The sequence below is a fragment of the Bradyrhizobium nanningense genome (genome assembly GCF_004114535.1).
Taxonomy (GTDB): Bacteria; Pseudomonadota; Alphaproteobacteria; order Rhizobiales; family Xanthobacteraceae; genus Bradyrhizobium; species Bradyrhizobium nanningense.
This window is the reverse complement of record NZ_LBJC01000007.1, coordinates 227,165-248,901: the sequence shown is the minus strand read 5'-3', so window position 1 is coordinate 248,901 and position 21,737 is coordinate 227,165. Positions and strand designations below refer to the sequence as shown.

Genomic DNA, 21,737 nt, shown 5'->3' with positions numbered 1-21,737 from the left:
ATATGGGTCCCTGCGTTCGCAGGCACAACGGGTGGAGAGAGCGGTGATGAACCCAGCGACCAAGCCAATCGATATTCAACCGGCCGCGCATCTGAGATTGGTGAGCGACCGGGCCGGCGAAGCATCCGGCATCCAACTGTCCGGCGTGTCCAAGACCTACCGGACGCGCGACGGCGATGTGCCGTCGCTGCGGCCGCTCGATTTCCACATCAATGACGGCGAGTTCTTCGTCGTGGTCGGCCCAAGCGGTTGCGGCAAGTCTACGTTGCTCAAGCTGATCTCGGGATTGCTGCCGCCGACATCGGGCGAGATCCTGGTCGAGGGCGAGAAGGTGACGACGCCGCACGGCAATGTCGGCATCGTGTTCCAGAACGCACTGCTGCTGCCATGGCGCAACATCCTCGGCAATGTGATGCTGCCGATCGACATGAAGCGCCTGCCGCGGCAGCAATATTTCGATCGCGCCAAGTCGCTGCTGAAGCTGGTCGGGCTCGACGGCTTCGAGAAAAAGCTGCCGTGGCAGCTTTCCGGCGGCATGCAGCAGCGCGCCTCGATCTGCCGCGCCCTGGTGCACGATCCCAAGATCATGCTGATGGACGAGCCGTTCGGCGCGCTCGATGCGCTGACGCGCGAACGCATGAATGTCGAATTGATGCGGATCCAGCGCGAGACCAGGAAGACGGTGCTGCTGATCACGCATTCGATTCCGGAGGCCGTGTTCCTCGCCGACCGCGTGCTGGTCATGACCGAGCGCCCCGGCGCGGTCGCCGCGATCTACGACGTGCCCCTGCCGCGCCCGCGTTCGCTCGACGTGATGGCTGATCCGGTGTTCACGGAACTCGTGCAGCGCGTCCGCAAGCATTTCTTCTCAAAAGGTGCATTGGATTAGAGGCGATGATGTTCTCTGACGCCGCCACAGGCACGGTGCGCTCCCTCCCCCGCCTGCGGGGGAGGGAGAGGGTGTCTCCGCTAGCAAGAGTCCCCCAGAGGAGAAAGCCCTCACCCGTCGCGCTGCGCGCGTCGACCTCTCCCGCAAGCGGGAGAGGCGCATCGCCCGCGGCCATACCGCTCGCACTAAGTTCACCTCGTTTTGTTGTGAGATCATGTCCCCCCGCCTGAAGCTGCGAGACATCGCGTTCTTCGAACGCCCCGTGCAGTTCGCGCGGCCGTTCCGCTTTGGCGCGGTGACCATCAACGCGACGCCGCAGCTGTTCGTGCGCGCCGAGATCGAAGTCGAGGGCAGGGGGAGCGCGGTCGGTGCCGGTGCCGAGCTGCTGGTGCCGAAATGGTTCGACAAGCGGCCGGAACTGTCGCCGGCGCAGACGGTGGATGGGCTGCGACGGTCGCTCGCGATTGCGCGCGGGCTCTATCTGGCGCGAACCGGATACCAGACCGCCTTCGATCTGCACGCCTCGTGCATCGGTGCCCAGATCGCGACCTGCGCGAAGAAAAATATCCCCGCGCTCGCGGCGGCTTATGGCCCGGCGGAGATCGACAAGGCCGTCCTCGATGCATTGTTGCGCGCCGTCGAGACCAGCTTCTTCGACGGGATGGCCGCGAACATTGCCGGTATCGATGCGCGGCTTTCGTCTGACCTGAAGGACGCTGATCTCACGACCTTTCTCGCCGGGCGCAAGCCGCTGCCGTGCGTTGCGATCAGGCATACGGTGGGCCTCGACGACATCGTCGAAGGCGAGGGCGGTGTTGCGGATGCTCACGAGAACGCCGGGGCAAACTATTTCAAGCTGAAACTGTCGGGCGATCCCGCAGCCGATGCTGCGCGACTCGCGCGCATTGGCAAGGAGCTCGACACGCTGGGACGCGATACCAAGGTGACGCTCGACGCCAATGAGCAGTATGCGGATCTGGCCGCGTTGCGGGCATTGATGGATCGGCTCGATCACGACGCCGCGCTGCGCCCGATCGCCACGCGCTTGCTTTATGTCGAACAGCCGATGCCGCGCGACGTCACCAGACAATCGCCGCTCGGCGCCCTGGCCGCCCACGGCTTCATCATCGACGAGGCCGACGATTCCTACGATGCCTTTCCGGCTGTGCGCGCGCTCGGCTATTGCGGCATTTCCTCGAAGTCCTGCAAGGGACTCTACAAGTCCATTGTCAATGCGACGCGTGCGGCGAAATGGACTGCCGGTGGTGCGCGGTTCTTCGTCACCGGCGAGGACCTCACCTGCCAGGCAGGCCTCGCCGTGCAACAGGACCTCGCGCTCGGCGCGTTCATCGGCGTCACCCATGCCGAGCGCAACGGCCACCACTACGTCGACGGTTTTGGCGAGACGCCCGCCGCTGAAGCGCAAGCCTTCGCCGCCGCGCATCCCGATCTCTATGCCGATGCCGGGCAGGGCATCCGGCTTTCCATTCACGACGGCGATCTCCTGACGGGATCGCTTCACACAACGGGCTTTGCGACGTCGGTCCATCCGGACTGGTCGGCGCTCCGCCCGCTCGAACAGCCAAGATCACTTCAGGAGCAATTGGCATGACCACCCAACGCCTCGGCCTCATCATGAACGGCGTCACCGGCCGCATGGGGCTCAACCAGCATCTGATCCGCTCGATCGTCGCGATCCGCGATCAGGGCGGCGTCCGGCTCAAGAACGGCGACCGCGTCATGCCCGATCCGATCCTGGTCGGCCGCAGCGCCGAGAAGGTCGAGGCGCTCGCCAAGCGCTTCAACGTCACGCGCTGGACTACCGATCTCGACGCGGCGCTCGCCGACAAGAACGACACCATGTTCTTCGACGCCGCGACCACGCAAGCCCGGCCGGGACTTCTGACCCAGGCCATCAATGCCGGCAAGCACGTCTATTGCGAGAAGCCGATCGCGACGAATTTCGAGGAGGCTGTCGAGGTCGTGAAGCTTGCCAACGCCAAGGGCGTCAAGCACGGCACAGTGCAGGACAAGCTGTTCCTGCCCGGCCTGAAGAAGATCGCCTTCCTGCGCGATTCCGGTTTCTTCGGCCGCATCCTCTCGGTGCGCGGCGAGTTCGGCTATTGGGTGTTCGAAGGCGGCTGGCAGGAGGCGCAGCGGCCGTCCTGGAACTACCGTGACGAGGACGGCGGCGGCATTATCCTCGACATGGTCTGCCACTGGCGCTACGTGCTCGACAATCTCTTCGGCAATGTCAAGAGCGTGGTCTGCATCGGCAACACCGACATTCCCGAGCGCTTTGACGAGCAGGGCAAGAAGTACAAGGCGACCGCGGACGATTCCGCCTACGCGACCTTCCAGCTCGAGGGCGGGGTCATCGCCCACATCAACATGTCCTGGGTGACGCGCGTCTATCGGGACGACCTCGTCACTTTCCAGGTCGACGGCACACTCGGCTCGGCGGTCGCGGGCCTTACCGACTGCATGATCCAGTCGCGGCAGGCAACGCCGCGGCCGGTGTGGAATCCCGACGAGAAGCGGCTGCACGATTTCTACGGCGACTGGCAGAAGCTGCCCGACAACGTCACCTACGACAACGGCTTCAAGGAGCAGTGGGAGATGTTCATCCGCCACGTCTACGAGGATGCGCCCTACAAGTTCACCCTGCTCGAAGGCGCCAAGGGCGTGCAGCTCGCCGAATGCGCGCTGAAGAGCTGGAAGGAGCGGCGCTGGATCGACGTCGCCCCGATCAAGGTCTGAGGTTGATTGGATAAGCCCCGATGTCTACCAAGCCGTCATTGCGAGCGCAGCGAAGCAATCCAGAATGCCTCTGCGGCAACAGTCTGGATTGCTTCGTCGCTCCGCTCCTCGCAATGACGGGGAGAGGTCCGAAATCATGAACAAGCCCGTCCAGCCGATGTCGTCATTGTCGCTCAAGCTGCCCAAGGCCGATCGCTCGATCGAGACCTATCGGCTCGCGGCTTCGCGCACGTTCCCCACAAAGCTCGAGGGGCCGCTGAATCGCATCGCCTTCTCGGCGGTGCATACGGTCGCCGATCCCTTTGCCGACAACGATCCCTGGCTTTCGGTGGCCGTCGACTGGGACAAGACCATCGCCTTCCGCGAACACGTCTGGGACCTCGGTCTCGGCGTTGCCGAAGCCATGGACACCGCGCAACGCGGCATGGGGCTGGATTGGCCGACCTCGCTGGAGCTGATCACGCGCTCGGTCGGGGCCGCCAAGCACCGCAACGCGCTGGTGTTCTCGGGCGCAGGTACTGACCATCTCGCTGTCGACGATGCCAAGAGCCTCGACGACGTGATCCGCGCCTATGAGGAGCAGATCTCGGCGGTCGAGAAGGTCGGCGGTCGCATCATCCTGATGGCGTCGCGTGCGCTGGCGAAACTCGGCCGCAATGCCGACGATTATGCCAAGATCTACGATCGTGTGCTCTCGCAGGTCCGCAAACCCGTGATCATCCACTGGCTCGGCGACATGTTCGATCCGGCCCTGACCGGCTATTGGGGCACCAAGGATCTCAATAAGGCGATGGACATTGCGGTCGCCATCATCAACGGCAACGCCGCCAAGGTCGACGGCGTGAAAGTCTCGCTGCTCGACAAGCAGCGCGAGATCGACATGCGCAGGCGCCTGGACAAGCGTATCAAGATGTACACCGGCGACGACTTCAACTACGCGGAGCTGATCGCCGGCGACAGCGAGAGCTTTTCGCATGCGCTGCTCGGCATTTTCGACGCGATCGCTCCGGCCGCCTCCTACGCGCTGTCGCGGCTCGCAGCCGGCGACGAAGCCGGCTTCCACGACGTGCTCGGCCCGACCGTGCCGCTGTCGCGTCACATCTTCAAGGCGCCGACGCGGTTCTACAAGACCGGCGTGGTTTTCATGGCCTATCTCAACGGCCACCAGGACCATTTCACCATGGTCGGAGGACAGGAGAGCACGCGCTCCACGCTGCATCTGGCCGAGCTGTTCCGTCTCGCCGACAAGGCCGGCCTGCTCGCCAACCCTGAACTCGCGACGCAGCGGATGAAGACCGTGCTCGCCACCCACGGTATCGAATCCTGATGCGCGATTTCTCGTCCGACCACCGCTGGCTGTCGCTGAACACGGCGACCGTTCGCAAGCAGGGTGATCTCGTCGCGATCATCGATGCCTGCGCGAAGCACGGCATCCGCGCCATCGATCCCTGGCGCGATCAGGTCGCCGCGGTCGGTCTCGACCGCGCCGCGCGTGCGGTGCGCGATGCAGGGCTCGATCTCTCAGGCTATTGCCGCGGCGGCATGTTCACCTCGGACGCTTCGCGCCGGGGCGAGGTGCGCGACGACAACCGCCGCTGCGTCGACGAAGCCAAGGCGCTGGGCGCGCCCTGCATCGTGCTCGTCGTTGGCGGCCTGCCGCAATATTCGCGGCCGGGCAGCGAGGCCTCGAAGGATCTCGTCGCAGCACGCGGGCAGGTCGAGGAGGCGCTGGCCGAGATGCTCGACTACGCCAAACAGGCAAAGCTGCCGCTGGCGATCGAGCCCTTGCATCCGGCCTATGCGGCCGATCGCGCCTGCGTGAACACGACAAAACAGGCGCTCGACATCTGTGACCGGCTCGACCCCGGCTGCAGCGGCATGCTCGGCGTCGCGCTCGACGTCTATCACATCTGGTGGGATCCGGATCTGATGGGCCAGATCGCACGTGCCGGCAAGGATCGCTTGCTCGCCTTCCACGTCTGCGACTGGTTGGTGCCGACCAAGGACATGCTCAACGACCGCGGCATGATGGGCGACGGCGTCATCGACATCAAATCGGTGCGTGAAGCGGTCGAGGCGCAGGGTTTTGCCGGCTATTCGGAGATCGAGATCTTCTCCAACGACTGGTGGGGCAAGCCGATCGACGAGGTGCTTCGCACCTGCATTACGCGACATAAGACGGTGATTTGATTCACGCGCGCGTCGGACCAGTCGATGAAAAGTCAGACGATTGCGCTGTCATCGATTCACCGTCAAACACCGGGCTATCACTCGTCAATTCGATCTGCGAAGCTGTGCCAACACAAATGCCCTTGCAAACGAGCAAGCGCGAAGGGAGGTTGGCAGTGGATAAAGTGCGACGGTTGCGTGCGATGAGCTCACTGTGCCGCCAACAGGCCGCGTACAACAGCATGAACAAGTGGAAGCTGCTCGCGGAGGCAGAATACTGGGATCATCTGGCCGAGCTTGCGTTGTCGTCTCACTTCCAACAATGCAACGCGATCACTAACACGAATGATGCTGAGGCGAAGACGATTTCCCCGTGAGGTCAGAATAGAGGCGGTCGTTTGCGTTACATCCTGCTGCACTCTTTTAGAGAGTGCGCGGCAGGGACACGCGTGGTCTCGTCCAGCTTTGAAACAGCACGATTATGTCGCTGCGCAAATCGCAACGAGAGAACGCGACGCAGTCCTCACGGCCCTGCGACCTGTTGCAGCGTGTTGAAGCGCGCCTTCTGCTCGCTGCTCAGCGTGGCATAGAACTCGTCCAGGGCAGGCTCTACCAGCTTGGCGGCGGTCTGCATCGCCTCGAGCCGGTGCTGCATCGCCTCCAGCCGTCCAACCGGCGTCAGCGGTACATCGTTCGGGCAAGCCGCCTGCAGGCCTTCAACGCCCTTGGCGGTCGCTTCACTCAGGCGGTCGAGCGCCTCCTTCTGCTTGCCGGCAGGGTGGAGCACAGCCTCAATCCTCTGGATCGGCAGCTGGGTCAGGCCGGATTTCGGATCGCCACAGCCCTCGGCGGTGGCTTGCTGCTGCGGCGAGCGCTCGCCGACATTGGGGCCGAGCGCGTTGAAGCTGGCCTGCTGCTCGTCGCTGAGCGAGTTGTAGAAATTCTCCAGTGCCGGTCGCACGATCTTGACGGCTTCCAGCGTCGCGCTGATGCGGTTGATCATCGCGCGCAGGCGGCCAGGTGGAGTCAGTGCATAAGTCTCCGCGCAGGAGTCCTTGAACACACCGGCTGCGTTGGCCGCTGCGGCCTTCAGCTCGTCGAGCAGTGCGCGTTGCTCCGGTGTCGGCCGTACAGCCCGCGCGATGTCGGCCAGCGGCCAGGCGGTCACACCCTTGTCCGGCGTGCCGCACAATTGCTGTAGCGTTCGCGCGCTCACGCTGGAGCGTTGGCGGGCGCGGGAGCCGCCGCCTTGCGGATAGTCATACGGATTGATGCTGGCATAGGCGGAATAGGGGCTGTCATTCCCCCAGAACACGGTGTCGACGAAGTCGTCATACGCGTACGCCCAATAGCCGGGCTCGTAGGCATAGGACCAGAACGTGTAGTCGAAGATGTCGGAATAGGCATAAGGCCAGAACACGGGCCCAAGCCAGGCCACGAACACCGCGGGATGGCGATGTCGCCAGGCCTGCCGGGGGGCCCAGCCGCTCTGGCGGGTGGTGAGCGCCGCCTGGGCTTGCGCAGGGGCCTGCTCGCGGAAGCGCTCGGCAAACCGCCCGCGTTGGTCGACCTGGGCAGCGGCCGCAATCGCCGGCGCCCGACCGGCCGGAGCTTGCAGTCCAAGCCGCTGCTGGCGCGCCAGGTCGCTTTGCTGGGCGCGCCGCTCACGCTCGAGCAAGCGGTTCTGCGTCTGGAGGGTCCGTTGCTGCTCGCGCAACGCCCGAGCACCTTCCGGTTTCTGCGACTGGAGTTGCTGCACGCGCTGCTGCAGGCGATCGATGCGGGTCTGGCGCTCCGTGGTCTGGCGCGACAGCATCTCGCGCTGCCGCTGCTGCACCATCTGCTGGCGCAGTTGCGCGCGCTGTTCGATCTGATCCCGCCGCGACATCCGCTCGCTCGCGGCCGGCGGTCCGCTGGGCCGGGAGGGGGCGGCGATGTGCGGCGTCGGCCGGGGTGCCATGGCCGGACGTTGCGGTGCTGCCGGCGCCCGATGGAATTCAGGTCGCGGCGCCGCCACGTGCGGAGCTGCCCGCGGCGGCGGCGCAGCGAAATGTGGGGTCGGGCGCGGTGGCGGTGAGGCGATGTGCGGCGCAGGATGTGGCGCCATAGCCGGCCGCTGCGGCATGGCCGGGGGATGGAATGCCGGCGCGGCCGGACGGGCCATGGCGGGCGGCGCAGCCGGACGTGCCATGGCCGGTGGTGCTGCTGGCCGAGGTGCCGGCGCTGCGGCTGGGCCGGGTGGCCCGCCCCTTCCATGTCCCTGGCCGGGTCCTTGGGCGAGCGCGCTGACGCTCGTCGCCAGCACCGAGACACCAACTAAAACCGCCGTCAGGCAAACGCCACGCGGAAGCATGATCTTAGCTCCCAGCTCGTAATCGCCCACGACGTTCAACGCATAGCTGGCGAAATCGTTCGTTATTGGCCACGGCCGGCATTGCGATCTTCCGACGCAGCCAGCTCAGGAGAAATCCTGCGTCAGGGTGGTGGCGAGCCGCTCCAGCGCCCAGTCGACCTGGTCGCTTGTGATCACCAGCGGGGGAGCGATGCGGATCGTTTGCCCATGCGTATCCTTGGCGAGGATGCCCTTGCCCTGAAGCGCCTCGCAGTAGCGGCGGGCGCGGCCGGCCTCGGGATGCAGCTCGACCGCCAGCATCAGGCCGCGCCCGCGCACCTCGCGGATCGTGTTGGCACGAATGTCTTTCAAGCCTTCCAGCAAGCGCGCGCCTTGCCTCGCCGCATTCTCGATCATGCCTTCCTCGACCAGCACGCGCATCGCCGCGCGCGCCACCGCGCAGGCAAGCGGGTTGCCGCCGAAGGTCGAACCATGTTGCCCGGGTCGCAAAGTCCCGAGCACGTCGTTGTTCGAGAGCACGGCCGACACCGGATAGAAGCCGCCGGACAAGGCCTTGCCGAGCAGCGTCACGTCCGCCTCGATTCCCTCGTGCTGCTCGGCGAGCAGCTTGCCGGTGCGGCCGAGGCCGGTCTGGATCTCGTCGAGCACCAGCATCACGTTGCTGGCGGTGCAGAGTTCCCGCACCTCAGTGAAATAGCCGGGTGGAGGAATGACGACACCAGCTTCGCCCTGGATCGGCTCGACCAGGAAGGCGACGGTGTTTGGCGTGATTGCCTCCGCCAGCGCCGCGGCCTCGCCGAACGGGATGATCTTGAAGCCCGGCGCGAACGGCCCAAAGTGTCCGCGTGTCTCGGGGTCGGTCGAAAAGCCGACGATGCCTAGCGTACGTCCGTGGAAATTGTTGGCGCAGACGATGATTTCGGCCTGGCCGTCCGGCACACCTTTCACCTCATAGCCCCATTTGCGGACCGCCTTGATCGCGCTTTCGACCGCCTCCGCGCCGCTGTTCATCGGCAACACCTTGTGGGAACCGGTGAGCGCGGCGATCTCCTCGTAGAACAAGGCAAGCTGGTCGTTGTGGAAGGCCCGCGAAGTGAGCGTCAACCTGTGCGCCTGTTCGACCATTGCCGCCAGAATCTTGGGGTGGCAATGGCCCTGGCTGACCGCCGAATAGGCCGAGAGGCAATCTAGATAACGGTTGCCGTCGGTATCCCAGACCCAGACGCCTTCGCCGCGCGACAGGACGACCCCGATCGGCTCGTAATTATGGGCTCCAAAACGTGCTTCCGTTGCGATGAAATCAATGACCGACGAGCTCATCTGTCGTCACTCCATTGCTGCCCGCCGGGGGCGCCTTCAGCTTGATTTGGGTATCAGCCCGCCGCCTTGTAAGCCTCCATGCGCCAATGGCGTGGCGCGGCCCGATTTGCCCGAAACGTCAGATGGTTCTGTGGAATCACATGGTGTCGTTTGCCGACCCGGCCTCTACTGTGCATGGGGTTGTTTTCGCAGTTTTTGGTGTCGAGCCCTCAGCCGATCGTGCAGGGCACGCTCAAAAAGCCGCGAAACCGCACCCGTCCGCCCCGCACCGGTTTTCCGCTCACGGCATAGTTCGGGAAGCGCGCCAGGAAGCGTGAGATCGCAATCGCGCCCTCCAGCCGCGCCAGCGCCATGCCGGCGCATTGATGCGCGCCGGTGGCGAAGGCGAGATGCCGGTTCGGCGCGCGCGCGATGTCGAGACGTTCGGGGTCGGGAAACTGCGCGGGATCGCGGTTGGCCGCGCCAATGCACAGCGTCACCGACGTGCCGGCCTCGAGCATGACGCCGCCGAGCTCGACGCGCTCGGTGGTCATGCGGTTGCCGAGCTGGTTGGAGCTCTCGTAGCGCAGCATCTCCTCGACCGCGGTCTTGATCATGTCGGGGTTGTCGATCAGCCGCTGCTTCTGGTCCGGATGCTGGTCCAGCGCCACGAGGCCGTTGCCGATCAGGTTGGTGGTGGTCTCGTGCCCGGCATTGAGCAGGAAGATGCAATTGTGCAGCAGCTCCTTCTCGGTCAGCCGCTCGCCGTTCTCCTCGCCCTGGATCAGGCGTGTCAGCACGTCGCGCTCGGGATTGCCGGGTCTTTGGCGCCGGCGCGCCACCAGCGTTTCGAGATAGACGAGGAAATCCGTCACCGCCTTGTTGCCGCGCGCGGCGGCTTCCGTCGACACGACGGGTTCGAGCGCGCCCAGGATCGCCAGCGACCAGTCGCGCAGCGGTCCGCGCTCGTCATGGGGCACGTCGAGCAGGTTGCCGATCACCTCGATCGGAATGGACGCGGCGAAATCCTCGATCAGTTCGCAAGCGCCCTTGGCCGCGATGGCGTCGAGCAGGCCGTCGACCAGCTTGATAAGGTCGCCCTCCATGCCCGCGATCGCCCGCGGCGACAGCGCGCCCATGATCAGGCGGCGCACGCGGGTATGCGAGGGCGGATCGTTGAAGACGAGGCTGGTGGTGTGGTGCTCGTAGAGCGGAGTGTCGCCGTATTTCGGCGCGAACTCGCGCTTCTTGTCCGAGCTGAATGATTTCGTGTTCTTGTAGGTGGTGACGAGATCGTCATAGCGGGTCAGGAACACGGTGCCGCTGCGCAGACGCTTGACCGGCTCGTTCTCCCGCAGTGCACGATAGGTCGGATAAGGGTTTTCGTAGAACTCGGCCGTCAGCTTCTCCAGGTCGAAGCTTGCCGCCAGCTCCTTCGCACTTGCGTTCATCCCGTTATACTCGCCGGTTAAATCCGTTATGCCTTTTTTGTTGTTCTGATGGACGCGCGCATGCGTCTACAGTCTTCGAACACTGCTAGCCGACCGGACAGGAAAATGCACGCGCGCGCTGACGCTCCCGACACGGCCCCGAATTGGCCCGACGATATCTTTGCGACCCTGCAACGCTTCGACGTCCGGCAGGTGCCTTACGTGCCCGACGCGGGTCATGCGAAGCTGATCAACCGTGTGCTGGCCTCACCCCCGATGCGCGGCATTCCCCTGACCACGGAGGAGGAGGGCGTGGCGCTGCTTGCGGGCGCCTGGGCCGGCGGGCAGCGCGGCGTGCTGCTGATGCAGTCGAGCGGCGTCGGCAATTGCATCAACATGCTGTCGCTGATCCCGATCCTGCGCTTTCCCTTCCTCACCCTGGTGACGATGCGCGGCGAGTGGGGCGAGTTCAATCCCTGGCAGGTACCGATGGGATCGACCACGCAGGGCGTATTCGAGCTCTCCGGCGTCAAGGTGCTGCGCGCCTCGAACGCGGCCGAGGTCCCGGCCGTGTTAGAGGCCGCTGCATCGCAAGCCTACAACGCGCTGACGCCCACCGCCGTCCTCCTGTCGCAGCGCCTGATCGGCGCCAAGGTTTTCACCAAATGAGCAAGGCCAATCTCCTCGACCGCCGGCAGGTGGTTTCCACGCTGCTTGCGAACCGCAAGGACGTCGTTGCGATCGGCGGCTTAGGTGCCTCTACCAACGACATGCGCGCGGCCGGCGACCACGCCCGCAACTTCTACCTCTGGGGCGGCATGGGCGGCGCCGCGATGATCGGGCTCGGCCTTGCACTGGCGCAGCCGAAGCTGCCGGTACTGGTCATCACCGGCGACGGCGAGATGCTGATGGGCATGGGCAGCCTTGCCACCATCGGCCTGCAGAAGCCGTCCAACCTCTCGATCGCGGTGCTCGACAACGAGGCCTATGGCGAGACCGGCGGCCAGACCAGCCATACCTCGGCCGCCGCAGACCTCGTCGGCGTCGCCAAGGCTTGCGGCATCCAGGACAGCCGGGCGGTCACGACCATGGCCGAGGTCGAGGCTTTCGCCAAAGCCGTCCACGACGTTTCGGCCGGGCCGCGCTTTGCCAATGTGAAGATCGACAGCGCCAGCCTGGAGCGGATTCTGCCGACCCGGGATGGGACTTACATCCTCAATCGGATTCGCGGCGACCTCGGCTTTCAGCCGATCTAGGGGCGGACCAGTCCATTCGCGCGGCGCCCAGGTCCTGCACGCGCCCCGTGCAGACGGGCCAATTTCCACTGAATTTACAACGCACTTAGGTTGCGATGCAACATAATGCTTGACTTCTGCGTGGGTGAGTGCTTACTCACCCAACATGAGCTCATTGCGTATGACGAGCGACCTGAGGCGTCAATTGATCCTCGGCGCCGCGAAGCGTTGCTTTGCCCGACATGGCTATAACGGCACCACGACGAAGAGCGTGGCGGCTGCCGCTGCCATTTCCGAGGCGCTGCTGTTCAAGCATTTCCCGTCCAAGGCGGCGCTCTACGCCGAGATCCTCAGCGACGAATGCGAGGCCGATCCGGCGCTCACCGAGCTGCTCGAACGGGAGCCTTCGACCGCCACACTGGTCGAGGTGATCCGCGGCATGGTCCAGCATTTCCTGCACATCGCTGATGGTCCCGATCAGGAAGAGGCGCAGCGCCTGCGACTGATGGCCACGAGCCATTTGGATGATGGCGAATTCGCCCGTTTGCTATATGCCAAGATCGAGACGCTGATCGGGGCGATCTTCGTCGCCTCGCTCGAACGTGCCATTGCTAGCGGTGACGCGCGGCCATGCAGCGGCGAACCGCTCAACCTGTTCTGGTTTGCGCATCACACGGTGATGACCGCAGCGCTGACCAGGCTGCCGGCCACGCCTTGCCTCGTCTACGGCAAGGCCGAAGACCTCGAGCGGGGACTATGCGAGTTTCTCCTGAGGGGTATCGGACTTAACGACGCCGCAATTGCTTCGCATCTGGGCCGCAATCAGGCCGCGGACGCCGGCAAGGCGGCGATTGCAGAAAGTGCATGACATGAACATCGTAACCGAACACAAGATTTCGGGCGAACCGATCGACAACAAGGCTCCCAAGCGCCCGGTCCGGCCGGTGCTCTGGTTCATCATCGTCGGCACGCTCCTGGCCGTGCTCGTCGGCGGCCTCGTCTGGTTCAATTATTTCCGCGGCCAGATGATCAAGCAGTTCTTCGCCAACAACAAGCCGCCGCCGACCGCCGTGAGCGCCGCCGAGGCGAAGTCCGAGGTGGTGCCGAACCTGCTCACCGCGGTGGGCAGCCTCGTCGCCGTGCATCAGGTCGACGTCAGCGCCGACGTCAACGGCCGCGTCACCGAGATCAAGTTCGAGCCGGGCACGCGCGTCGAGGCCGGCACGCCGCTGGTGCAGCTATTCGATGCGCCGGAGCAGGGCGACCTTGCCAACTACAAGGCCCAGGCGACCGTCGCGCAGCTGTCGCTCGACCGCGCCAAGCAGCTGGCCTCGCGCCAGTTCGGTCCGCAGGCGACCGTCGATTCCGCGCAGGCCGCCTACGACCAGGCGCAGGCCGGCATCGCCAAGACCGAAGCCTTGATCTCGCAGAAACTGGTGCGCGCGCCGTTCGCCGGCGATCTCGGCGTCCGCAAGGTGGAGGTCGGTCAATATCTGACGGCGGGTACGGCGATCGTATCGCTGACCGACCTGTCGGAGCTGTGGGCCAACTTCACCGTGACCGAAAAGGATTCCGGCAGCCTCAAGGTCGGCCAGACTGTCCGGCTCAAGGTCGACGCCTATCCGGGCCGCGTCTTCGAGGGCAAGATCACCACGATCGAGCCGCAGATCTCGACTGACACCCGCAACATCCGCGTGCAGGCGACGATCGCCAATCCGGAGAAGATCCTGAAGCCCGGCATGTTCGTGACCACCACGGTTGTGCTGCCGGACAAGCCGGCCGTGATCACCGTGCCTGAGACGGCGGTCGACTACACGCTGTACGGCGACTCGGTGTTCGTGATCACCGAGAAGAAGGAAGCGGACGGCAAGACCAGCCTCTCCGCGGTGCGCACCTTCGTGCAGACCGGCAACCGGGTCGAAGGTCGCGTCGAAATCCTCAAGGGCGTGAAGCCGGGTGACAAGATCGTCGCCGTCGGCCAGCTCAAGCTGCAATCGGGCGCGGCGGTGTCGATCTCGACCGATCCGGCCCCGCAGATTCCTGCGCAGCCGCCGCGCTACTGATCCATGACGTTCAAGTGATCCGGCTTGGCCGGATCACTTCTCTTGAGACAAAGAAATCGAGATCGCCGCGATGGCCCTTACCGATATTTTCATCAAGCGCCCGGTTCTGTCGGTCGTCGTCAGCCTTCTGATCCTGCTGATCGGTCTGCGTGCGGCGATGGTGCTGCCGATCCGGCAATATCCCAAGCTGTCGAACACGGTCATCAACATCACGACCGTCTATCCCGGCGCGTCCGCCGACCTGATCCAGGGCTTCATCACGACGCCGATCGAGCAGGCGGTCGCCTCCGCCGAGGGCGTCGACTACATCACCTCGTCCTCGGTGCTCGGCACCTCGACGATCCAGGTCTACATCAAGCTGAACTTCGATCCGAACCAGGCGCTCACCGAGGTGCTGGCGAAGACGAACTCGGTGAAATACCTGATTCCTAAAGAATCCAACGACCCGATCGTGACCAAGACCACGGGCCAGACTACGGCCGTGATGTATCTCGGCTTCTCGTCCGAGGAGCTGTCGGGCTCGGCGATCTCGGACTACCTCACGCGGGTCGTGCAGCCGGTGCTTTCCACTGTCGACGGCGTCGCCTCGGCTGACATTCTCGGCGGCCAGACCTTTGCGATGCGGCTCTGGCTCGATCCTGTGAAGATGGCCGGCCGCAATGTGTCGGCGGCCGACGTTGCGGCGGCGATCGCCGCCAACAACTTCCAATCTGCGGCAGGCCAGACCAAGGGCTACCTCATCGTCTCCAACGTTTCGACGAACACCGACCTGACCAACGTCGAGCAGTTCAAGAAGATGATCGTGAAGGCCAAGGACGGCGGCTTCGTGCGGATGGAGGACATCGCCACCGTCGAGCTTGCCGCCCAGAGCACGAACGCCAGTGTCGCCTTCAACGGCGAGCACGCGATCTTCATCGGTGTGCAGGCGACGCCGCAAGGCAATCCGCTGACGCTGGTCAAGGGTGTCCGCGCGTTGTTCCCCGAGCTCGAACGCAATCTGCCGCCGTCGATGAAGATGAAGGTCGCCTACGACTCGACCAAGTTCATCCAGTCTTCGATCGACGAGGTGGAGAAGACGCTGGGCGAAGCCGTGATCATCGTGATCGTGGTCATCTTCCTGTTCCTGGCCTCGCTGCGATCGGTCATCATTCCCGTCGTCACCATCCCGCTGTCGATGATCGGCGTCTGCACCCTGATGCTGGCGCTGGGCTTCAGCTTCAACCTCTTGACGCTGCTCGCGATGGTGCTGGCGATCGGCCTGGTGGTCGACGACGCCATCGTGGTGGTGGAGAACATCCACCGCCATTTGGAGGAGGGCAAGACGCCGGTCCAGGCGTCGTTGCAAGGCGCGCGTGAGATCGTCGGTCCGGTCATCTCGATGACCATCACGCTCGCCGCTGTGTACGCGCCGATCGGTTTCCTCGGTGGCCTCACCGGTTCGTTGTTCCGCGAATTCGCCTTCACGCTGGCGGGCTCTGTGATCGTGTCGGGCGTGATCGCGCTGACCTTGTCGCCGATGATGTGCTCAGTGCTGCTGAAGAACACCGAAGAGGGCCGCTTCGCCAAGCTCGTGAACCGGGTGTTTGGCGCGATAACGCGCTGGTATGGCCGGAGGCTCGACCGCTCGCTCGACTACAAAGCGATCACCGGCCTGTTCGCGGTGACCATCCTCGGGCTCGTCGGCTTCCTCTACATGCACACCTCGAAGGAGCTGGCACCGGAGGAGGACCAAGGCATCGTGTTCGCGGTGACCAAGGCACCGAAATACGCCAATATCGACTATGTCGATTTCTACGGCGAGAAACTCGACGAGAAATTTCAGCATTTCCCCGAGACCGACCTGCGCTTCGTGCTGAACGGCATCAACGGCCCACAGGGCGGCATCGCCGGCATGCTGCTCAAGCCCTGGGACGAGCGCAAGCGCTCGTCGATCCAGCTGAAGCCGCTGGTCCAAGCCGAACTCTCCAAGATCGAGGGCGTGCAGGCGTTCGCCTTCAACCTGCCGCCGCTGCCGGGCGGACCGGGCGGCCTGCCGGTGCAGATGGTGATCAACTCCACCGCCGGCTTCCAGACGGTCTATGAACAGATGGAGAAGCTGAAGGATGCCGCGCGCAAGAGCGGCATGTTCATCGTCTCCGACAGCGACCTCGCCTATAACCAGCCGAACGTCGAGGTCACGATCGACCGCACCAAGGCGCAGGATCTGGGCGTCAACATGCAGAATCTCGGCTCGACGCTCGCGGTCCTGCTCGGCGGCAACTACATCAACCGTTTCAATCTCGAGGGCCGCTCGTACCAGGTCATTCCGCAGGTGCCGCGCGTCAACCGGCTCTCGCCGGAATCGCTCGGCGGCTATTATGTGGCCACGAACACCGGCCAGCAGCTTCCGCTGTCGACCGTGGTCTCGATCAGGACCAAGACCGACCCGAACTCGCTGACGCACTACAATCAGCTCAATTCGGCGACGTTTTCGGCCGTGCCGATGCCCGGTGTGACCATCGGCGCTGCGGTCGACTTCCTCGAAAGCGAGGCCAAGAAGCTGCCGCAAGGCTTCAGCCACGACTATCTGGCGGACAGCAGACAGTATGTTCAGGAAGGCAACCAGCTCGCGATCACTTTCGGCTTCGCGCTGATCATCATCTTCCTGGTGCTGGCGGCGCAGTTCGAGAGCTTGCGCGACCCGCTGGTGATCATGATCTCGGTGCCGATGGCGATCGTCGGCGCGCTGATCCCGCTGTTCTTTGGCGCCGCGACCATGAACATCTACACGCAGGTCGGTCTTCTGACCCTGGTCGGCCTGATCACCAAGCATGGCATCCTGATGGTGGAGTTCGCCAACGAGCTCCAGGTCAACGAGCGGCTCGACCGCCGCTCGGCTATCGAAATGTCGGCCCGCATCCGCCTGCGGCCGATCCTGATGACGACAGCCGCGATGGTGACCGGCCTGATTCCGCTCTTAACTGCGACCGGCGCGGGCGCGGCCAGCCGCTTCTCGATCGGCCTGGTCGTCGTCGCCGGCATGTCGATCGGGACGCTATTCACGCTGTTCGTGCTGCCGGCGGTGTACGTGGTGCTGGCGACTGACCACCGTGCTGCGGCCGATTCCGAGCGGAACAAGCAGGTCAACGAGCTCGATCTCGGCGCCAAGGCCCTGCGGCCGACCTGAGACGGCTCGCACGCGAACCAGAGGGCGGCAGCGTCAAAACCGTTGCCGCCCTTTTTCGTTGTGCCCAGCACCGGCCATTCGGCGCCGCAGCATCGGGCGGGGGCGTTCTCGGGCTTGCGAGAGACAAGGTCCGCTCTTCTTGCTAGGTTCCGCGGGATGAGCCTTTCCCTCCATCCCGATACCCCGCAAGCCAGGACGCTGCCGAGCGCGGCGCCGGCTGGTGCTGCCTCCGGCGCGGCCGCGGGGCGGGGGATCAGGACGCGGCTGTTCACCAAATATGTTGCGCTGTTCGTGGCCGTCGTCGCCATCGCGCTGCTGGCCAACGGCCTGTTCGAGGTCTTCTTCTATTATCGTGAGCACAAGGCTTCGCTGATCCGGGTCCAGCATGAGCAGGCCGAGGCGGCTGCGGCCAAGATCGGCCAGTTCGTCAAGGAGATCGAGAGCCAGCTCGGCTGGACCACGCAACTGCCGTGGTCGGCGGGCTCGATCGAGCAGCGCCACTTCGACGCGCTGCGGCTCCTGCATCAGGTGCCTGCCATCACCGAGCTTGCCCAGGTGGATTCGACCGGCAAAGAACGGCTGCGGGTCTCGCGGCTGGCGATGGACTCTCTCGAGAGTGGGATCGACCTGTCCGGTGATCCGAAGTTCGCCGAGGCCGTCGCGCACAAGGTCTATTACGGGCCGGTTTATTTCCGCCGGGAGTCCGAGCCCTACATGACGCTGTCATTGGCCGGCGCGCGCAAGGACGCCGGTGTCAGCATCGCCGAGGTCAATCTCAAGCTGATCTGGGACGTGGTTTCGCAGATCAAGGTCGGCGAGCACGGGCATGCCTATGTCGTTGGCCCCGAGGGCCGCTTGATCGCGCATCCCGACATCAGCCTCGTGCTGCGCAACACCGACATGTCCGGCCTCGCCCAGGTACGCGCCGCGCAGGCTGCCGGCGGCACGATGCCGGACGCGCTCGAGGAAGCGCGCAACATCCAGGGCCAGAAGGTCTTGACGGCATCGGCTCCCGTCGAGCCGCTGCACTGGACCATGTTCGTCGAGCTGCCGGTCGAGGAGGCCTATGCATCGCTCTACGCTTCGCTGCAGCGGCTCGCGATCGTGCTGCTCGCGGCGTCGATCTTCGCGGTGCTCGCGGGGATTTTCCTCGCGCGCCGCATGGTCGGGCCGATCCAGGCGCTACGCAGCGGCGCCGAAAGGATCGGCGGTGGCGACTTCTCCCAGCGCATCTCGATCCGGACGGGTGACGAGCTCGAAGGGCTTGCCGACCAATTCAACGACATGGGCGCGCGTCTTCAGGAATCCTATGCGGACCTCGAAAACAAGGTGGAACGGCGAACGGCGGAATTGAGCGAGTCCTTGCAGCAACAGACGGCGACCGCCGATGTGCTGAAGGTCATCAGCCGTTCGACATTCGATCTGCAAACCGTGCTAAACACGCTTGTCGGATCGGCGGCCCGCTTGTGTGACGCCGACGAGGGGACGATCTTTCGACCTCGCGATGGCGTCTTCTACCTGGCGGCAAGCTGCGGGCTTGATGTGGAGCAGGAAAACAAGCTTCGCACATTCGCTTCCGTACCCGAACGCGGAAGTGTGGTCGGGCGCACGCTGCTTGAGACCAGGACGGTTCATGTCCCGGATGTGCAGGCCGACCCGGACTATGCCCCCTCGTCCGCGCGAAGGCGTTCTAACGTACGTACGATGCTTGGTGTCCCCCTCCTTCGAGAGGGAACGCCGATCGGCGTATTCGTTCTGACGCGGCACATGGTGCGGCCCTTCAGTGAGAAACAAATAGAACTCGCCACGACCTTTGCAGACCAAGCCCTTATCGCGATTGAGAATGTCCGGCTGTTCGAGGAGGTTCAGGAACGCACGACAGAGCTGTCGCGATCCCTCGACGATCTGCGCACCGCGCAAGACCGGCTTGTCCAGACCGAAAAGCTCGCTTCCCTCGGCCAGCTCACGGCCGGCATCGCTCACGAGATCAAGAACCCGCTCAACTTCGTCAACAATTTCTCCGCTCTCTCGACCGAGCTGATTGACGAGCTCAAAGAGGTGCTCGAAGCGGCAAGCCTCGACGGCAAGACCAAGGCAGAGGTCGAGGAGCTCACCCACATGCTCAAGGGCAACCTCGAGAAGGTGGTGCAGCACGGCAAGCGGGCCGATTCCATCGTCAGGAACATGCTGTTGCATTCGCGCGAGGGCTCCGGCGAGTATCGCGCGGTCGACATCAACGCCGTCGTGGAGGAGAGCCTCAATCTCGCCTATCATGGCGCGCGGGCCGAACGGCCGTCCTTCAACGTCACGCTCCAGCGCGCGCTCGATCCCGCCGCCGGCATGGCCGGCATCTATCCCCAGGAGATCACGCGCGTTCTCCTCAACCTGATTTCCAATGGCTTCTACGCCGCGGCCAAGCGCAAGGAGAGCGGCGGAGACGCCTTCGAGCCAACCTTGAGTGCGACCACGAAAAACCTCGGCGACAGGATAGAGATCCGGATCCGCGACAATGGCACCGGGATTTCCCCCGAGGTGATGGAGAAGATGTTCAATCCCTTCTTCACCACCAAGCCGGCCGGCGAGGGCACCGGACTCGGCCTGTCCATGAGCCATGATATCGTCGTGAAGCAGCACGGCGGCACCATCGACGTGAACACCGAGCCCGGTGTATTTACCGAATTCATCATCACCCTGCCGCGCACGATGGCGGCAGGCGGCACGTCCGGAGGGAAGCCTTGAACGTTTACATCCTGGTCGTCGACGACGAGCCCGACGTCGAGGCGCTGTTCCGGCAGCAGTTCCGGCGCGAGCTGCGTGCCGGCCGCTTCCAGATGGAGTTCGCCGCCTCCGCGCCCGATGCGCTCAAGCGTGCCGCCGAAATTCGCGACCCCTCGTTGATCCTGATCCTGTCCGACATCAACATGCCCGGCATGAGCGGGCTGGACATGCTGCCAAAGGTGCGCGCCGCGCATCCGGACGTTCCCGTGATCATGATCACGGCCTATGGCGATGCCGAGACGCGGCGGAAGGCGATCGAGCGCGGCGCCGTCGGGCTCCTCACCAAGCCTATTGACTTTGCCCTGCTGCGGCAGGAGATCGACACGAGGCTCGAGCAAGCCGCATGAGTGCGACCATCCTCTTCGTCGACGACGAGCCGGATCTCGAGGCGCTGGTCCTGCAAAAGTTCCGCAGGCAGATTCGCGACGGAGAGGTGACTCTCATGTTCGCGCGCGACGGCCTGGAGGCGCTGGCCTCGCTCGAACAGAATCCGCAGGTCGACATGGTGGTCTCCGACATCAACATGCCCCGGATGGACGGGCTGTCGCTGCTGGCGAAGCTCCAGGAGGCCGAGGACAAGAAATCGACCATCATCGTCTCCGCCTACGGCGACATGAGCAACATCCGAACCGCCATGAACCGCGGCGCGTTCGACTTCCTGACCAAGCCGATCGACTTCGCCGATCTGGAAGCCACGATCGGGAAGACCATCCGTCACATCGAGATGCTGCGCGAGGTGCGGCGACGCCAGATGGAAGCTGAGCGGGCCCATGCCGCGCTATCGCGTCATTTCTCGGCCGAGCTTGCCAAGCGTCTGGCCGCCAGCGGCGAGGGCGAGGGAATCGAAGTGCAGTGGCGAGATGTCGCCACCATTTTCACAGACATTACGGGCTTCACCTCGCTGGTCGAGACCGCCCCGCCCGAGGCATTGGGCAAGCTGCTCAACGAGTATGTCGGCGGCATGACCGAGGTCGTCTTCGCTCACGAGGGGACGGTTGCAAAGATCATCGGCGATGCGATCCAGGTGCTCTTCAACGCGCCCGGGGATCAGCCGGATTATGCCACGCGCGCGGTCGCCTGCGCCCACGCGCTCGATGCCTGGGCGGAGGAGTTTCGCGCGCGGCAGCATGCCCTAGGCATTACCTTCGGTGCCACCCGTATCGGCATTCACGCCGGGCCGGCGCTGGTCGGTAATTTCGGCGGCAACCGCTACTTCGACTACACCGCGTATGGAGATTCCATCAACATCGCGGCGCGGCTGGAGGCCGCCAATAAGCATCTGGGGACGCGCATCTGCGTCAGCGCCAGCGTTGCGGAGTCAGCTGAGAATTTTCAAGGGCGCCCCGTGGGGGAGCTGATGCTGCGCGGACGCAGCGAGCCGTTGCGCGCGTTCGAGCCGCTGCCACAAGCCAAATTCGAAGCGCCGGCAACGGCGCTGTATGCGGAGGCTTTCGCCAAGATGGCGGCCGGCGACGCCGCGGCCATGCCGGCCTTTGCCGCGCTGGTCGGGATGCACGCCGACGATTCCCTGGCCGGCTTTCACCTGAAGCGGCTGCTCAACGGCGCCAAGGGCATTCGCATGCAGCTTGAATAGG

17 protein-coding genes are annotated in these 21,737 nt (G+C 64.4%); 14 read left to right on the top strand and 3 right to left on the bottom strand.

What is annotated here, in order from left to right; translation table 11 throughout:
- Nucleotides 1-46: 46 nt before the first annotated feature.
- From XH84_RS05085 to XH84_RS05060, 6 genes are all read left to right on the top strand, one after another.
- Nucleotides 47-889, top strand: coding sequence for an ABC transporter ATP-binding protein (locus tag XH84_RS05085; RefSeq protein ID WP_128916939.1), 843 nt, complete (start codon nucleotides 47-49; stop codon nucleotides 887-889).
- Between the two features lie 214 nt (nucleotides 890-1,103).
- Nucleotides 1,104-2,501, top strand: a complete 1,398-nt coding sequence (locus tag XH84_RS05080) for an enolase-like domain-containing protein (protein ID WP_128916940.1) — start codon at nucleotides 1,104-1,106, stop codon at nucleotides 2,499-2,501.
- Entirely contained in the window at nucleotides 2,498-3,649 is a 1,152-nt protein-coding gene (locus XH84_RS05075; protein WP_128916941.1) for a Gfo/Idh/MocA family protein, read from the top strand. Before XH84_RS05080 ends, XH84_RS05075 begins: the two co-directional genes overlap by 4 nt.
- 136 nt (nucleotides 3,650-3,785) lie before the next feature.
- The gene (locus XH84_RS05070; RefSeq protein ID WP_128916942.1) at nucleotides 3,786-4,976 is read left to right on the top strand and encodes a dihydrodipicolinate synthase family protein; all 1,191 of its coding nucleotides are present in this window, start codon (nucleotides 3,786-3,788) and stop codon (nucleotides 4,974-4,976) included.
- Nucleotides 4,976-5,839, top strand: coding sequence for a sugar phosphate isomerase/epimerase family protein (locus XH84_RS05065; protein ID WP_128916943.1), 864 nt, complete (start codon nucleotides 4,976-4,978; stop codon nucleotides 5,837-5,839). The genes XH84_RS05070 and XH84_RS05065 overlap by 1 nt, the downstream gene beginning before the upstream one ends.
- Before the next feature lie 155 nt (nucleotides 5,840-5,994).
- Nucleotides 5,995-6,195 (top strand): hypothetical protein, encoded by a 201-nt coding sequence (locus XH84_RS05060; RefSeq protein WP_128916944.1) that lies wholly within the window; start codon nucleotides 5,995-5,997, stop codon nucleotides 6,193-6,195.
- Nucleotides 6,196-6,341: 146 nt separating this feature from the next.
- On the opposite strand, the gene XH84_RS05055 is transcribed toward XH84_RS05060, so the two are convergent.
- The 3 genes from XH84_RS05055 to XH84_RS05045 form a co-directional block, all read right to left on the bottom strand.
- Complete coding sequence (locus XH84_RS05055) at nucleotides 6,342-7,835, bottom strand: Spy/CpxP family protein refolding chaperone (protein WP_245471597.1); 1,494 nt, start codon at nucleotides 7,833-7,835, stop codon at nucleotides 6,342-6,344.
- 441 nt (nucleotides 7,836-8,276) lie between these two features.
- Nucleotides 8,277-9,491 carry an ornithine--oxo-acid transaminase gene (rocD, locus tag XH84_RS05050; RefSeq protein ID WP_128916946.1) on the bottom strand — a complete coding sequence of 405 codons (1,215 nt, stop codon included), beginning with the start codon at nucleotides 9,489-9,491 and terminating at the stop codon, nucleotides 8,277-8,279.
- 209 nt (nucleotides 9,492-9,700) lie between these two features.
- Nucleotides 9,701-10,921 (bottom strand): cytochrome P450, encoded by a 1,221-nt coding sequence (locus tag XH84_RS05045; protein ID WP_128916947.1) that lies wholly within the window; start codon nucleotides 10,919-10,921, stop codon nucleotides 9,701-9,703.
- A gap of 105 nt (nucleotides 10,922-11,026) precedes the next feature.
- Here XH84_RS05045 and XH84_RS05040 point away from each other — a divergent pair, with 105 nt between their 5' ends.
- The 8 genes from XH84_RS05040 to XH84_RS05005 all read left to right on the top strand — a co-directional run bounded on the left by XH84_RS05040 (nucleotide 11,027) and on the right by XH84_RS05005 (nucleotide 21,736).
- A complete protein-coding gene (locus XH84_RS05040) occupies nucleotides 11,027-11,569 on the top strand; it encodes a phosphonopyruvate decarboxylase (RefSeq protein ID WP_164935916.1) in 543 nt (180 codons plus the stop codon).
- Nucleotides 11,566-12,156, top strand: a complete 591-nt coding sequence (locus XH84_RS05035) for a thiamine pyrophosphate-dependent enzyme (RefSeq protein ID WP_128916949.1) — start codon at nucleotides 11,566-11,568, stop codon at nucleotides 12,154-12,156. The genes XH84_RS05040 and XH84_RS05035 overlap by 4 nt, the downstream gene beginning before the upstream one ends.
- Nucleotides 12,157-12,301: 145 nt before the next feature.
- Nucleotides 12,302-13,003 (top strand): TetR/AcrR family transcriptional regulator, encoded by a 702-nt coding sequence (locus XH84_RS05030; RefSeq protein ID WP_128916950.1) that lies wholly within the window; start codon nucleotides 12,302-12,304, stop codon nucleotides 13,001-13,003.
- Nucleotide 13,004: 1 nt separating this feature from the next.
- Nucleotides 13,005-14,198, top strand: a complete 1,194-nt coding sequence (locus XH84_RS05025; protein WP_128916951.1) for an efflux RND transporter periplasmic adaptor subunit — start codon at nucleotides 13,005-13,007, stop codon at nucleotides 14,196-14,198.
- A gap of 70 nt (nucleotides 14,199-14,268) precedes the next feature.
- A complete protein-coding gene (locus XH84_RS05020; RefSeq protein WP_128916952.1) occupies nucleotides 14,269-17,364 on the top strand; it encodes a MexW/MexI family multidrug efflux RND transporter permease subunit in 3,096 nt (1,031 codons plus the stop codon).
- A 156-nt stretch (nucleotides 17,365-17,520) separates the two neighbouring features.
- A complete protein-coding gene (locus tag XH84_RS05015; RefSeq protein WP_128917183.1) occupies nucleotides 17,521-20,103 on the top strand; it encodes a sensor histidine kinase in 2,583 nt (860 codons plus the stop codon).
- Nucleotides 20,100-20,489: a response regulator gene (locus XH84_RS05010; RefSeq protein WP_128916953.1), complete on the top strand. Its 390-nt coding sequence runs from the start codon at nucleotides 20,100-20,102 to the stop codon at nucleotides 20,487-20,489. Before XH84_RS05015 ends, XH84_RS05010 begins: the two co-directional genes overlap by 4 nt.
- On the top strand, nucleotides 20,486-21,736 hold the full coding sequence (locus tag XH84_RS05005; protein WP_128948015.1) for an adenylate/guanylate cyclase domain-containing protein: 1,251 nt from the start codon (nucleotides 20,486-20,488) through the stop codon (nucleotides 21,734-21,736). Before XH84_RS05010 ends, XH84_RS05005 begins: the two co-directional genes overlap by 4 nt.
- The last annotated feature ends 1 nt before the right edge of the window (nucleotide 21,737 follow it).